Annotated in this window: 12 protein-coding genes; 3 read left to right on the top strand and 9 right to left on the bottom strand. The window is 65.9% G+C overall.

The genetic code is table 11. From position 1 onward, the window contains the following. Nucleotides 1–35 precede the first annotated feature (35 nt). The 9 genes from MYA_RS17810 to MYA_RS17770 all read right to left on the bottom strand — a co-directional run bounded on the left by MYA_RS17810 (nt 36) and on the right by MYA_RS17770 (nt 10,968). Nucleotides 36–1,835, bottom strand: coding sequence for a fatty acyl-AMP ligase (locus MYA_RS17810; RefSeq protein WP_238539603.1), 1,800 nt, complete (start codon nt 1,833–1,835; stop codon nt 36–38). Nucleotides 1,836–1,913: 78 nt separating this feature from the next. Then, on the bottom strand, nt 1,914–3,332 hold the full coding sequence (locus tag MYA_RS17805) for an MFS transporter (protein ID WP_011881345.1): 1,419 nt from the start codon (nt 3,330–3,332) through the stop codon (nt 1,914–1,916). A gap of 4 nt (nt 3,333–3,336) precedes the next feature. After that, entirely contained in the window at nt 3,337–4,254 is a 918-nt protein-coding gene (locus MYA_RS17800) for a hypothetical protein (RefSeq protein WP_014724440.1), read from the bottom strand. Beyond that, a complete protein-coding gene (locus tag MYA_RS17795; protein ID WP_014724439.1) occupies nt 4,251–5,255 on the bottom strand; it encodes an aromatic ring-hydroxylating dioxygenase subunit alpha in 1,005 nt (334 codons plus the stop codon). The genes MYA_RS17800 and MYA_RS17795 overlap by 4 nt, the downstream gene beginning before the upstream one ends. Before the next feature lie 80 nt (nt 5,256–5,335). Next, entirely contained in the window at nt 5,336–6,418 is a 1,083-nt protein-coding gene (locus MYA_RS17790; protein WP_011881342.1) for a fatty acid desaturase family protein, read from the bottom strand. A 108-nt stretch (nt 6,419–6,526) separates the two neighbouring features. Then, nucleotides 6,527–7,912, bottom strand: a complete 1,386-nt coding sequence (locus tag MYA_RS17785) for an NAD(P)/FAD-dependent oxidoreductase (RefSeq protein WP_034194880.1) — start codon at nt 7,910–7,912, stop codon at nt 6,527–6,529. 172 nt (nt 7,913–8,084) lie between these two features. After that, complete coding sequence (gene fabF, locus MYA_RS17780; RefSeq protein ID WP_081054278.1) at nt 8,085–9,377, bottom strand: beta-ketoacyl-ACP synthase II; 1,293 nt, start codon at nt 9,375–9,377, stop codon at nt 8,085–8,087. 155 nt (nt 9,378–9,532) lie between these two features. Beyond that, the gene (locus MYA_RS17775) at nt 9,533–10,210 is read right to left on the bottom strand and encodes an acyl-homoserine-lactone synthase (protein ID WP_374702164.1); all 678 of its coding nucleotides are present in this window, start codon (nt 10,208–10,210) and stop codon (nt 9,533–9,535) included. A 374-nt stretch (nt 10,211–10,584) separates the two neighbouring features. Next, nucleotides 10,585–10,968, bottom strand: a complete 384-nt coding sequence (locus MYA_RS17770; protein WP_034194879.1) for a DUF4902 domain-containing protein — start codon at nt 10,966–10,968, stop codon at nt 10,585–10,587. 171 nt (nt 10,969–11,139) lie between these two features. On the opposite strand from MYA_RS17770, the gene MYA_RS31280 reads away from it, so the two are divergent. The 3 genes from MYA_RS31280 (at nt 11,140) to MYA_RS17760 (ending at nt 13,650) form a co-directional block, all read left to right on the top strand. Beyond that, the gene (locus tag MYA_RS31280) at nt 11,140–11,358 is read left to right on the top strand and encodes a hypothetical protein (RefSeq protein WP_124259904.1); all 219 of its coding nucleotides are present in this window, start codon (nt 11,140–11,142) and stop codon (nt 11,356–11,358) included. 7 nt (nt 11,359–11,365) lie between these two features. Continuing rightward, nucleotides 11,366–12,109: a helix-turn-helix transcriptional regulator gene (locus tag MYA_RS17765; RefSeq protein WP_224383353.1), complete on the top strand. Its 744-nt coding sequence runs from the start codon at nt 11,366–11,368 to the stop codon at nt 12,107–12,109. Nucleotides 12,110–12,303: 194 nt separating this feature from the next. Continuing rightward, nucleotides 12,304–13,650: an MFS transporter gene (locus MYA_RS17760; RefSeq protein WP_014724432.1), complete on the top strand. Its 1,347-nt coding sequence runs from the start codon at nt 12,304–12,306 to the stop codon at nt 13,648–13,650. The last annotated feature ends 56 nt before the right edge of the window (nt 13,651–13,706 follow it).

Here is a 13,706-nt window from a genome sequence, read left to right as displayed (position 1 = left end):
CAATGGAAATCGGGAATGCGGCAGCGGCGAACGGCTCAGGCGCGGGCCTCGAGCGTGCTCAGGCTGCCTTGCTGGAACGCCTGCTTGCACGCTTGCCTGCGCACCTTGCCGCTGGTCGTGAGCGGAATCGCGCCCATCGGCCCCAGGTGCACGACCGCCGGCGCCACGCCGTGATCGCGCGTGACCGCCAGCGTGATCGCCGCTCGCACCTCGCCCATTTGCTCGGGACTCAGACGCCGCGAGCGCTTGAGCTCCGCAACGATGACGAGCGACTCCCGCGGGCCGCCGTCGATCGAAAACGCCACCACGCCGTTGGTTCGAATCGCATCGTGCGCGGCCTGCACCGATCCTTCGATGTCGGTCGGATAGAGATTGCGCCCGGCGACGATCACGACGTCCTTGATCCGGCCGGTGACGAACAGCTCGCCGCGGTTCAGAAAGCCGAGATCGCCGGTGCGGAGGTAGCGCACCGAATCGTCGTTGCCGCGTTCGTCGCAGACCGCCGCCGCGAACACGTCGTCGCTGTCCGCGCGGCCGAGATAGCCGGCAGCGACGTTCGGACCGCTGAACCAGATTTCGCCGATGCTGCGCTCCGGCAGCGCGCGCTTCGTCGCAGGATCGACGATCAGCAGCCGATGGCCGGCCGCCACGGGCCCGCAGCCCACCAGCGTCGTGCGCCCGAGCAGGTCGGATTGCGCGTCGTACGGCACGCACTGGCCGCGGGCGAGCGCCTCCTTGTCGACGTCGATCAGCGTGATCGGCGAACGGCCGGGCTTGCCGGACACGTAGAGCGTCGCCTCCGCCATTCCGTAGCACGGCACCACGGCGCGGCGCTCGAAGCCATGCCGGCCGAAGCGCGCGGCGAAGCGCTCGAGCGTCGCGTGGCTCACCGGCTCCGCGCCGCAGAACACGTGCTGCAGCGAGCCGAGATCGAGCGTGGCGGCTTCTTCGTCGCTGATGTGGTCGACGCATAGGTCGAACGCGAAATTCGGCGCGACGCTGGTGGTCACGCGGTAGTCGCTGATCGCCTTGAGCCAGCGATACGGACGCTGAACGAAATGCTGCGGCGACAGGATCACGAGCGGAAAGCCGCTGAACACCGCGAGCAGCAGCGCGCCCATCAGGCCCATGTCGTGATACGGCGGCAGCCACGTGCAGCCGACGCGCTCCGGATCGGCGCCGAGCCGCTCGGCGATCACCGCGCAGTTGCTGACGAGATTCCGGTGCGTGACGACGACGCCCTTCGGCTCGCCCGTCGATCCCGACGTGTACTGCAGCAGCGCCGGCCGCTCCAGATCGAGGCCCTGCTCCAGCACGCGCCCGAAGTCGTGCGCCGATGCGTCGATGGCGTCGAAGGCATGCTCGTCGATCGTCAGCAACGCCGGCGCGACGCGCGCGCCGTCGTGCAGCCGGTCGAGCTCCTGTTGCAGCGAGCGATGCTGCTTGCCGGCGATCACCACGTCGGGACGGGCGTCGCGGCAGATCGACGCGAAACGCGCCACGGCGCGGGAGCCGGCCGGCGGAAACGAAGGCACCGCGGTGGCGCCCGCCAGCAGGATTCCGAACAGCGCCGCGACGTAACCGAGACCGGGTTCCAGCACCAGCAATACGCGGCGTTCGTGCAGCGCGTGCTGCACGAGCAGATCGCGCACGTGGGCCGCAGCGGCGGCGAACTGGCCGTAGGACCAGCTCGCGACGTCGTCCTCGCCGTCGCGCAGAAAATGGAACGCGACACGCTCCGGCGTGTGCTCGGCACGCTCGCGAAGCACATGGAGCAGCGACGAGGTCGTGCGCTCCGCCAGCAGAGCGGAGGGAGGAATGCTACCGGCCATCATGGGACCCTCGGATAATCGGTTTCGTATTGTTTCGATCAAATCGTCATGCCCGGCGCCGGGCCGAACGCGGCGCCGCCCTCAACGCGCCGCCGCGGAGGCGAGCACGCGCGGTCGCGTATCCACCGGCGCGCACAGGATCGCCGTCGCCAGCGCGAGCGCAATCTGCAGGTAGCAGAGCGTGTGGAATTCGGCGAGCCGCGTGATCGCATTGCCGGTGATGGCGACCGTCAGCGCCACGCCGAACACCGATCCCATCTGGCGTATCGCCTGATTCACGGCCGAGCCGACGCCGAACCGCGCGGGCGGCAGATGCGCAACCGCGGCAGCCGACAATGAAGGCATGACCATCCCGACGCCCAGCCCGGTCAGCAGCGCGCCCGGCAGCCAGGCATGCAGATAGTCGGGCGTGACGCCGGGCACCAGCGCGAACCACAGGCTTGCCGCCATGGAGATCAGGCTTCCCGTCACCAGCAGAAGCCGGTGCCCCGCGCGCGCCGCGAACCGGCCGCAGACGATCGCCGTCGGCACGACGAGCAGCGGCCCTGGGGTGCCGGCCAGCCCGGCGCGCGTCAGCGAGTACGACCAGACGCCCGTGGTGAACAGAAACGTCTGGAAGAACATCATCGCGAAGCCGATCGCGAAGCACAGCGACGCCAGATTGATGTAGCGGTAAGTGCGATCCTGGAACAACGACAGATCGATCGCCGGCGCACGGGCCGTGCGCGCCCACGCGACGAACGCGGCCAGCATCGCGAGCCCGCCCGCGATCGCGAGCGCCACCTTCGGCGACGCCCAGCCAAGCGCTTCCGATTGCACCAGCCCGAACGCGATCGCGCCGACGCCGACGATCAGCAGGACGACGCCGACCAGATCGAGCGGCGCGCCCCGCTCGGGGTCACGCGACTCGTCGAGCACGCGCCATCCTTGCCAGAGCGCGAGCGCGCCGAGCGGCAGATTGAGAAAGAACGCCCACGGCCAGCCGAAGCGATCGACCAGGAACGAGCCGACGCTCGGCCCCAATGCGCCGGCCACGCCGCTGACCGCGCCCCACAGGCTCACGGCGATCGCCCGTTTGGTGACGGGGAACGCCGCCAGCAGGATCGACAGCGAGGCAGGCAGCAACAGCGCCGCGCCCGCGCCCTGCACCGCGCGCATCATCCACAGCATCTCGATGCGCGAGGCGATCCCGCAGCCGAACGATCCGCCGACGAACATCGCGAGCCCGAGCAGGAACATCCGCTTGCGCCCGCACAGGTCGGCCAGGCGGCCGGCCGGCACGAGCAACGCGGCGAACACCAGCGTGTAGGCGTTCAGCACCCACGACAGGCCGCCCGAATCAGCGCCGGGAAACGCCCGTCGCAACGCGGGAAACGCCGCGTAGAGCACGGTGACGTCGATCGAAACCAGAAACACCGCCACGCTCGCGATCCAGAAAACCGGCCACGGCGAAATCGAATTCGGCTGCGCCTGCGAAGCGGGCACGCTGGGTGCGCTCATGGCCTTATACCTCGCGAAGCTGGGCGCGCGTCACGCCGTCGCCCGATGCGGATTCGGGTTCGGCGTCCGCTTCGAAATACGACGGGTCGAGAAACGGCAGCGTCCGTGCCCGCATCCGCGCCTGGAACAGCGCGACGACCGGCCACGGGCGCATCGCCATTGCCATGCTCCTGACGTTGCGCTCGTCTTCCCAGCAGATGACATTGGCTACTTCCAACGGCAGCCCGCCGACCTCGCCGGTCCACAGGCTCAGCGTCGTCGCACCTGCCGACAGACGCGGCCCGCTCGCGCGCCCGCCATAGACCGCGATCGAATGGCCGCACACGCGCTCGACATCGGCGCGCCCGCGTATCGGCTTGCAGGCCACCGGGCTGGTCAGAAACATCTCGTCGGTGATGCCGAACGGCAGCTTGGCATCCAGCACTTCGTCGTCGGGAATCGGCGGCAACGCGGTGTTGACCTCGGCGGGCAATACCCACGCATCGACGTCGACCAGATCCCGGCTCGCGTCATACAGCGCGCGCCGGACCGGCGCCGGAAACGAGCCGAGGAAAATGTCGACCTCGATGCGCGTGCCGGACCTGCGCGCCACCGTCACGCCGCGAATCTGGCGCTCCTCGAAGCGGCCGTGCCATTCGCGCCCGCCGATGTCCGCGCCACGCCACGCGTGTTGCGGCTCGATCGCGGCAAAGACGCCCGCGGCGGCCGCCGCGAGTTGCTCGACCCGCTCGCGACCGAGGATTTCGCCGAACATCATCGGATGATGCAAGGCGACCTCGTCCTGCGCCGACATCCCGAGTTCCTGCAGCAACTCGCCCACATAGAGCGTCCGTCCCGGCTCGTTCATCGTCGCGCCCGCCTCTGCCGTCATCGTGGTTTGTTCGGGTGCGCCCGGCAGGCGCGCCGTTGCCGCGGCCGTCATACCGTCGCTCGAATGGATGCGCGCGCACCCATTCGCTCCAGGATCCGTCGTGCGGCGAATGCCGGCCGGTCGAGCTGGATGTCGATCATCGGCGCCGTGGGGCTCCAGTTCGCCTGCAGGCTCTCCGCGACGTCCTTGTCCTCCATCACGGTCGCGAACACCTCCTTCGCGGTGAACTCGGTAAACCGCTCGTTGTCGACGTCGAAGTCGCGGTGCATGCCCACGAACACGTGGGTGGTGGTGTCGGTGGCGGGCGTGAAGATCGTCGTCGTATAGACGTGGAAGATCCGGCCGCTGGCATCGTCGCAGGCGTGCGCTCGCGTTTCGACCCGCGTGTTGCCGATGGGCCAGTAGAGCACTTCCTGGAAGCGATCGATGTAGTCGAGCTTCAGGATATGGGTATAGAGCGGCGGCGTCTTCTCGCGGCGCAAGTAGCGGCGCACGCGGACTTCGTCCTCGCCGATCACGATTTCCGGCGGCGTCTCGACGATGTCGAGCGAGCCGAGCGTCTTCGCGTGCACGAACGCCGCGTGCGAAATATCGAGGATGTTGTCGATCCCGAACAGGTAGCTGCACGCGATCGTGCAATAGCTCATCGTTCCGGCGAGCTCGGGCGCCGAGCAGACCCAATGGTTCGGAATCGCCGCCTCGTCGGCCTGCTCGGGGTCGCCGGTCCACAGCCAGATGAAGCCGTATTTCTCGACGGCGGGGAACGCGCGCACGCGCGCGCCCTTCGGGATCGTGCTCTGGCTCGGAATGCCGACGCACGCGCCGGAACAGTCGTACCTGAGCCCGTGGTACCAGCACTGGAGTTCGTCGCCGACCACGCGCCCGCGGGACAACGGAACCTGTCGGTGCGGGCATCGATCCTCGAGCGCGACGACCTGGTCCGCCAGGGTTCGATACATGACGACCTTATGGTTCAGGATCGTCCGGGCAAAGGGCTCGCGCTGGACTTCCGCGGAGAGTGCTGCTGCATACCACGCATTCTCGATAAACATGATTCCTCTCTTTGCTACATGGGCGACGTGGCGGCACACCCGACCCGCGTGCGGGTCGGTGTGCGGCTTGCGGATCGTTGCTACTTGCGCATGACGGCGATCAACGCATCGGCGTCCGGCGCGTCCATCGATGCCGCCTCGCGGTCGAGATGCCCCTGCGCCATCCGCTCGAGGAATTCGTCGGTCGACGACTGCAGATTGACGCAGGGATACTGGAAACGGCCCGTCGTATACCGAAGCGCGCCGAAGAAGGACGGCTCGACCGGCGCGCGTGCCGCGGCGAGCAGCCCCTGCGACATCAGATACTTGTGGAGCGCCGGCAGCCGGTAGCACGGCACAGCCGGATACTGATGGTGTTCGAGATGGAAGTTGCTGCCGAAGAACAGCGCGGTGTAGATCGGCGACGTATAGCTGCGGCTGTCGCGATAACGCCCCGGCACGGTATCCGTGTGCTCGATGTACGCGCGGATGGTGCTGAACACGTAGACGCCGATATACGGAATCAGCATGACCGTGAAGCCGAGCCACAACGACCGATGCCAGATGAACCCGTAGGCCGTCACCGCACCCAGGTTCAGTGCAATGTTGATCCGCGAGATCCAGCGCATTTCGCGCTCGCTGAACGGCAGCCGCGTGTTCTCCGGCCACGGAAGGCCAGCGGCCATGCGTACGGCGTTCTTCGTATAGATCCGTACGCCCCGGGAGCGCGCGAGAAAGAAGCGCGACCAGAAGGTGCGGTACTGCGAATAGATCTGGACATCGGGGTCGATGTCCTGACCGGTGTAGCGATGGTGCTTCCAGTGAGTCATGCTGAAACCCACGATCAGGAAGCCCGGCACCAGCGACGAGCAGATGAGCGCCAGCGCGGCGCTCACATACTTGTTGCGATGCAGGTTGGTGTGCATGCCCTCGTGGCCGACGAAGGTCAGCAGATGCATGCCGTGGCCCGCGATCACGCCGAGGACGAGCGCCATCGCCACACGGGCCGGCGCCGACGCCGGGATATCGACGACGGCGAACGCCACCGCAGCCGGAATCAGGAAGAATGCGAGCGCGTGCGCCACATAGAGGATCGTCGCGACGGAGCTGATCTGGTGGAAGTGTCGCGGCAGCTTGAGCCGCGAAAATGCAGCATTGCCGTCCAACGTGGCTTCGATGGTCATGGAATGGCTCCTCGGCTTACTCGACATGGGACCGGTGACGGGCAGAACTGCCCCGCCACGGCTTGCATACGCGTGATCGAAACGACCACGCGCCGTCGTTCCGTGCGCTCATATCGACGCTCTCGCGCAAACGTCGCGATCGCCACCGGCGGCCACCGGCGCGAGATCGTCCGACTCGCACGCCTGCGCCCACCTTGCGTGCGCCTCGTCCGCGAGACGCTGGCGCAACGCCATCTCGGCGCGGATCGCCTCGCCTCGCGTCGACATGTCGATCAGCGGCTGAATGACGCCGGTTTCGCCGCCGGCAATGGCCTCGTCCGCCCATTTCTTGATATCGCTGGGATCGAACACCGCAAACGGCGAACATCGGCGATTCTGCGAAGCCAGCAAGCGCGCCTGCAGCACCGGGTCGGCCGTCAGCTTGCCGAACAGGATCCGGCTGAGCGGATTGTTGTGGCCGAGTGCGCCGCGGCCGCGCGAGTATTCGAACAGGTCGATCGACGTCGCGTCGCGCTGGCGCCAGTAGCATTCCAGCGCGCGGTCGTCGTCCTCGACGATGGCCTGGCCGAGTGCGCGCGCATCGCGAAGTGCGTCGGTGATGCCGAATCCGGGGGACGGATCCATGAACAGGCCCGCGTCGCCCACCAATGCCCAGCCGGGTCCGGCAGCCTGACGGAAGAAGAAGCGCAGCTTCAATGCGCCGAGCACCTTGCTCACCGGCTCACCGGTAATCAGCGGCGCCGTATGGCGGTTGCCCTTCAGCGTTTCGGTCAGCTTCTCGAGCGCGCGGCCCTTCCACTGCGGCAACTGCGTTTTCGGGAACGCCACCCCGATCAGCAGAAGATCGCGGTTGGTCGGAAACACGAAGACGATGTCGTCGCCGAACGTGCAGTTCATCGCCCCGCCCAGATAGCGCGGATCCGTGTCGAACCAGTCGGGACGCGGCCAGTACGCCCAGTACATCGCGCGCGGGCAGTCATAGCCGTGGTACTCCTCCGCGCCGACCAGCTCGGCCGTCGTCGAGTGCGGGCCGTCCGCGCCCACCACGATCCGCGCGCGGATCTCCTCGCGCACGCCGTCATGTTCGACCACGGCGCCCGTCACGCGCTCGCCGTCGCGCAACAGGCCGACCAGCCGGGTCCGGGCCCGCACCTCGGCCCCCGACGCGCGGGCCTCCTCCAGCAACAGGGCATCGAGATCCATGCGGCGCGGGCACGAGCAGCGCCCGCCGACCGGGTACTCGACGCGGCCCGTCACGTCGTCGTTTCCGTACATCATGCTGGGCACCGGGGGCGCGAAGCGGCGCACCTTGTCGCCGAGCTCGAGCTCGTCCAGCAACGCCATGCCGTAGGGAGAAATCCAGTGGGTGGACAACGGTTGATCGCTCGGCAGATGGTTCGCATCGATCGCCAGCACGCGCTTGCCGGCGCGCGCCAGATGAATCGCGAGCGTGGCGCCCGCACAGCGGGCGCCTATGATGAGGGTGTCTAGCACGGAAAATTCCCTTTGGATAACGACCGGAGTCCGAACTGCACGGGACGCAACCTCGCCGTCGCCGGCGCCATCGGTCAGATGGAGAGCCGGCGAACGGCGGCGCAGCGCCGAATGATTACGGTTTGACGTACTGACGAAATCAGCGGTACTGCGGGACCCGCGTGCCCATCGCTCAATGCGCCTCGGCGGACCGATCCGACGGATATCGCCTGAACAGCACCGACGCGTTCACGCCTCCGAACCCGAACCCGTTGGACAGCGCGATCTCGACCGGCACGTGCCGCGCGGCAGGCCCGATCAGATCCAGCCCGTCGGCTGCCGGGTCGGGGTGCTCAAGATTCAGCGTGCCGGGCAGCACGCCATCGCGCAGAGCCAGAATGGAGAACGCCGCTTCGATGGCGCCCGCCGCTCCGAGCAGATGTCCGGTTGCCGACTTGGTCGACGAAATCGCCGGGCCGGCGCCCACACCGAACACCGTCTTCAGCGCCTCGATCTCGCCGGCGTCGCCGACCGGCGTCGACGTCGCATGGGCGTTGACGTAGTCGACCTGCTCCGGAGCGACGTCGCCCATCCGCAGGGCCAGCTTCATCGCCCGCATCGCGCCGGATCCGTCGTCGGGTCCGGCGGTCATGTGATAAGCGTCGGCCGTGGTGCCGTAGCCGATGATTTCCGCGATCGGCCGGGCGCCGCGCGCCAGGGCATGATCCAGCGACTCGACCACCACCATGGCGGCGCCCTCGCCCATGACGAATCCGTCACGATCGCGATCGAACGGACGCGACGCCCGCACCGGCTCCTCGCCGAAGCCGGTCGACAGCGCGCGAGCCGCCGCGAAGCCCCCGAGGCTGACCTTGTCGAATGCCGCTTCTGCGCCGCCGGCGAGGACGACATCGGCCTCACCGGTCCTGATCATGCGCATCGCATCGCCGATCGCCTGCACACTCGCGGCACAGGCCGTCACGGGACAGCCGAGCGGCCCGCGGAACCGGTGCTTGATCGAAATCTGGCCGGCTGCCAGGTTGGACAGGAAGAACGGAATGGTGAACGGCGACAAGCGCCGCACGCCGCGCGTCTCGCCGATTCTCACCGCCTCCGCCAGGCCGGGAAATCCGCCGATGCCCGAGGCCACGACGGTAGCGGTCCGCTCGCGCTGCTGCTCCGCTTCCGGCGCCCATCCTGCTTCGGCGAGCGCCTCGTCCGCGGCGACCATCGCCATCTGGATGAAGCGGTCCATCTTCCGCAGTTCCTTGTGCGGCACCGAGCGCTCGGGATCGAAGCCGCCTTCCGGATCTTCGGCCACGTCCTGGACGGTCCCGCCGACCTTGGCGGACAGCTCACCGGCGATATCGTCGCCGAGGCGGCGAAGCCCGGAGCCCCCGCCGATCAGGCGCTGCCACACCAATTCCTTCCCACAACCCAGTGGAGACACAATGCCAATACCGGTTACCACCACTCGAAGCGTCATCTCACATTCCTCTCGCTGACCGGGACTAGCCGAGCCACATCGTTAAAGCCGTTCATCTTCAGGCACACCTGTTGAAATACCGCATTGCGCGCGCCGCGCCGGGCCGCGCCGCCGGGCGGCGGCGCACGCGAACCTTCACGGCGCGCATCGCCCGCTCATACCGATTGCTCGAGCGCGCGCGACGCATCCGGCCTGCGCAACGTCTTGGGCGGCACGCCGCCGACGCGCTCCAGCCCGTCGAGGTTCAGCGCCGCACGCGTCTGTTCGTCGATCTCGATCCAGAACGGCAAGGTCGGCTTGCCTTCGATCATCTGGGGCGGTGCGGCGCGGTGCACATTGACGCCCATGCGCTTCAGGAGCCGTTCGTTGCCGAGCACGGAGAACGCAATGAGGCGATTGGCGCCATGGGCGTGCGCGACGCGAACGATTTCGGACATCATGGCGCGCGTGTTTTGCCACGACTCTTCGGCGGTCAACGACTCGCCGCGCGGCATGCTCATCGCGAAGCGGGACAGTTCCCACACGTCGGGGGCATGGGGAAGCGCGGCGTCGCCCATCAAGGTCGGGAACACGTCGCCGAGCAAATAAGGCTCGTCGGTCGGCAGCAAGCGGCCGCAACCGACGATTTCGCCGTTGCGATCGCGGGCGATGACGTAAAGGGTATCCGCGTGATCGAAATTGTCGAATTCGATGCCATTATCGGTAGGCAAAGTCCATCCGAGTTCTTGTATGAAGACCTTATGCCGATACTTTGCGAGTTGATACATCGTTTCGCGATTCAAATCAGCGCTTCTTCCCGACAATAACGTCAGCATCTGAATGCCCTCTCTCATCTCAGAATTGTTGACGCGATTGAACCCGAAATTGCAGCGGCAAAATAGCTGCCCGAATGGACAGGTCGTACGTCGCAGACGCGATGGATCGCGCCGATTACGACGAAACGCGGTGCCGGGATAGCGAATTCAGGATTAACGGACGATCGTTCGAAAATCAGCGAAACGGAGCGCCGAAGCAGAGCGTGGGATCGGAAATTGGGGGCCGGGTATCTCGGGCGCCGCATCACGGGATCGATGATTGCGATCGCGATCGAATCGGCGCCGCGCCGCTCAGGAAACTCGGACCCGAGATTTCCGTTTCACGGCACGCGCGGTTCAGCGGATAAATCCGTGGCTTTTTGATGAAATAATCATCGGGATCGAACAAAAAATCAGTGATCGGCGACGACGGCCGATTCAAGTGCGCGTTGCCGCGCCCCCGAACATAGCCAGTTCTGGATTAATGCCCGGCTGTATTGCGCGCCATAATCGTCGCCGTCCGTATCGAGAAGCATTACGTTGCTGCTGACGTCGCCTCGCCCGACCTGCACGTCGGGCTGGCCCACCGCCACGTACCACGCGCAGCCGACGCTCGCGCTCGGCTGCGTGTCGGTGCAGACCAGCTCGTAGTAGCCGGCATTGACGGCGCTGATCCCCTCGCCCCAAAGATCATGCAGGAGTTCCGAATCGGGTTGACACATATGCTGACGGAAACGCAACGCGTAAAATGCGGGCAAAGTCAATCGTATGTATCCATCGTTCCATTTTTTTTGCATATCGGTTATCTCGACGTGACACCTGTTAAAATCGCTTCCGAATAGGCCGGCAAGATTCACGGTGGTCGGCCAGACGAGGGCTATTGCAACGCTCGTAGCGCGCCCGCGTTGTGATTCTTGATAGCCGGTTCGATCGCGCGCATGTGATTCAGGATTATTGCAGATCGTCTGATGAATGACATCGCATTATCAGCCCGTGAAAAGGGGGCACGCCTGCGTGAAATTGAGCGTTTCGAGCGTCTCATCGTCAGTGCGGATGCTCCGCGAAATCCGTCGTCAAGCAAAAAATATCACCGGCGCCATGCTTTCTGCCTGATACCCGGAAAATTCAACCCCACCCTGGAATATCGTTTAATAAGAATCGACCGATGTGTCGACTACACGATATAGCTGCCTCATGGGTAAGATTGACCGAAAAGGTAATGATATGCAGGCTTGGAGAGAAAAGTATCTGAATGGATTCGCCACCGCAAAATCCGAGGCCGACGTGTTTCTGGAGTTTTCGGCGGATGTGCGGGCGCTCGGATTCGACCACTGTTCATTCGGTCTGCGCATACCGTTGCCGATCAGCAAGCCGCAGTTCATGCTGCAGTCCAACTATCCGCAGACGTGGGTCGAACGCTATGTGAGCCAGAACTATTTCGCCGTGGACCCGACGGTCCGGCACGGGTTGAGCCGGATGAGCCCGCTGATCTGGCGCGCCGACAGCCAGACGCAGTGCGTCCAGTTTTGGGAGGAGGCGGACCAACACGGCCTGCGGCACGGCTGGTGCATGCCGTCCGTCAGCCGCACCGGCGCGATCGGGCTCATCACGATGGTCCGGTCCGGCGAACCGATCGAGGAACGCGAGCTCGCGGAAAAGGGATACCAGATGTCATGGCTCGCCAACACGGCCAACTATGCGATGAGCATGCATCTGCTCCAGCGGCTCGTGCCCGAATACACCGTCGAGCTGACCGTACGCGAGCGCGAGGCGCTGCAATGGTCCGCTGCGGGGAAAACCTACGCGGAGATCGGCAAGATCATGCATGTCGACGACCGCACCGTCAAATTCCACCTCGTCAATGCGATGCGCAAGCTGAACGCGGCCAACAAGACCGAAGCCGCGGTCAAGGCCACCATGCTAGGGCTTTTGTTCTGACGATTCGATTCATCGAGCCTCGGCCGGCGTTCGGCACACCGGCCTCATGGCTCAAGGTCACGCAACCGTCCGGGCGGACATTCGCAGCCGCCTTCGATTACCTAGGTAATTGACACCTATCGACCTAGGTAATTGGCGTCCCTACCATGGTTTTCGGCGCGAACCCAAGCGCCACACCTAGAGAGGACACGACCATGACCACCCAGGACGTCGATACCCGCACGCTACGGCGTGTGATCGCCGCAGCGTCGATCGGCAATTTCGTCGAATGGTTCGATTTCGCCGCCTACGGCTTCCTCGCGACGATCCTGACGCGCGAGTTTTTCCCGAGCGGCGATCCGACGATCGGGCTGCTGAAGACGTTCGCCGTGTTTGCGGTGGCGTTCGCGTTCCGTCCGCTCGGCGGCCTGGTGTTCGGCGTGATCGGCGACCGGATCGGCCGCAAGCGCACGCTCGCGCTGACGATCCTGATGATGGCCGGGTCGACGACGCTGATCGGCCTGCTGCCCACTTACGCGAGCATCGGCTACTGGGCGCCGCTGCTGCTCACGATCATTCGCTGCGTGCAGGGCTTTTCGGCCGGCGGCGAATATGCGGGTGCGTGCGCGTACGTGATGGAACACGCGCCGCGCCGCCGCCGCGCGTTCTTCGGCAGCTTCGTGCCGGTCTCGACGTTCTCGTCGTTCGCGTGCGCGGCCGTGGTCGCGTATCTGCTCGAATCGTCGCTGTCGTCGCAGGCGATGATCGACTGGGGCTGGCGCGTGCCGTTCCTCATCGCGGCGCCGGTCGGGCTGATCGGCGTCTATCTGCGCGTGAACCTGAACGAAACGCCCGCGTTCCAGGCGCTCGAGGGCAAGCACGACGTCGCGCATGCGCCGCTGATGGAAACGCTGCGCTCGCAATCGTGGAACATCCTGAAGCTCGGTGCGTTCGTGTCGGTCACCGCGCTGTCGTTCTATACGTTCACGACGTACTTCTCGACCTACCTCCAGGTCGCCGGCCACCTGTCGCGCGGCACGTCGCTGCTCGTGACGGTGCTTGCGCTGTTCTTCGCCGCGACACTGTGTCCGGTCGCCGGCTTCTTCTCCGACCTCGTCGGCCGCCGCGCGACGATCGCGACCACCGGCCTGTTCATCATCGTGTCGGTGTATCCGGCGTTCTCGCTCGGCGGCTCGGGCGTGTTGTCGCAATCGCTGCTCGGCGTCGCTCTGCTGGCGATCGGCGCGGTGTTCTCCGGCGTGGTGACGGCACCGCTGATGTCCGAAGTGTTCGCGACGAAGACCCGCTATACGGCCTCCGCGATCACCTACAACCTCGCCTACACGATCTTCGGCGGCACCGCGCCGCTCGTCGCGACGTGGCTGATCTCCGCGACCGGCACCAACCTGTCGCCCGCGTACTACCTGATCGCCGTGGCGATCTTCGCGATGATCGGCGGGCTGGCGCTGCCGGAAACGTCGAAGACGGCGCTCGAGGACGCCGGCCCGGCGACGGGCCGAGCGGCCCGCAACGCGGAGCGCAGCGTCGAAGGCGCCGTGTGAGCGGCGGGCGGATATCATGAACGGTCTTCACGATTCCGCCCTTGTCACCGCTCGCC

It is taken from the genome of Burkholderia sp. KJ006, assembly GCF_000262695.1.
GTDB classification, from domain to species: domain Bacteria; phylum Pseudomonadota; class Gammaproteobacteria; order Burkholderiales; family Burkholderiaceae; genus Burkholderia; species Burkholderia vietnamiensis.
Note: the sequence above shows the minus strand (reverse complement) of the source record. Positions and strands in the feature narration are given on the sequence as shown.